General features: G+C 38.1%; 1 protein-coding gene. It reads left to right on the forward strand.

What is annotated here, in order from left to right:
- Window positions 1–428, forward strand: a 428-nt coding sequence (locus M595_RS28565) for an RNA-guided endonuclease InsQ/TnpB family protein (RefSeq protein ID WP_040484817.1), incomplete at both ends; no start/stop codon positions are given.

The raw sequence follows: 428 nt of genomic DNA on the forward strand, positions 1-428 counted from the left end.
GTGGAAGTAACTGACGTTAAACAGTTGGGAGATCAAATTATTGGTATTGATTTAGGGCTGAAAGATTTCGCAATTGTTCACGATGGAGAGCGGGTAACTAAATATGCTAACCCCAAGCATTTAAACCGCCACCAAAAGAATTTAGCCCTCAAACAGAAAAAACTCTCTCGAAAGACTAAAGGAAGTAAATCGAGAAAGAAATTCAGGAAAAATGTAGCTAAGGTTTATGAGAGAATAGCTAATTCCCGCCAAGATTTCTTGCACAAGTTATCAAGAAAGTTGGTAGATGAAAGCCAAGTCATTGTCGTTGAAAATCTCAACGTCAAGGGGATGGTTAAGAATCGTTTGTTATCCAAGTCAATATCTGATGTTGGATGGGGGATGTTTGTAAACTTTATGGATTACAAGCTCCGACAAAAAAGCGCAAA

The organism is Lyngbya aestuarii BL J, from assembly GCF_000478195.2.
Lineage (GTDB): Bacteria > Cyanobacteriota > Cyanobacteriia > Cyanobacteriales > Microcoleaceae > Capilliphycus > Capilliphycus aestuarii.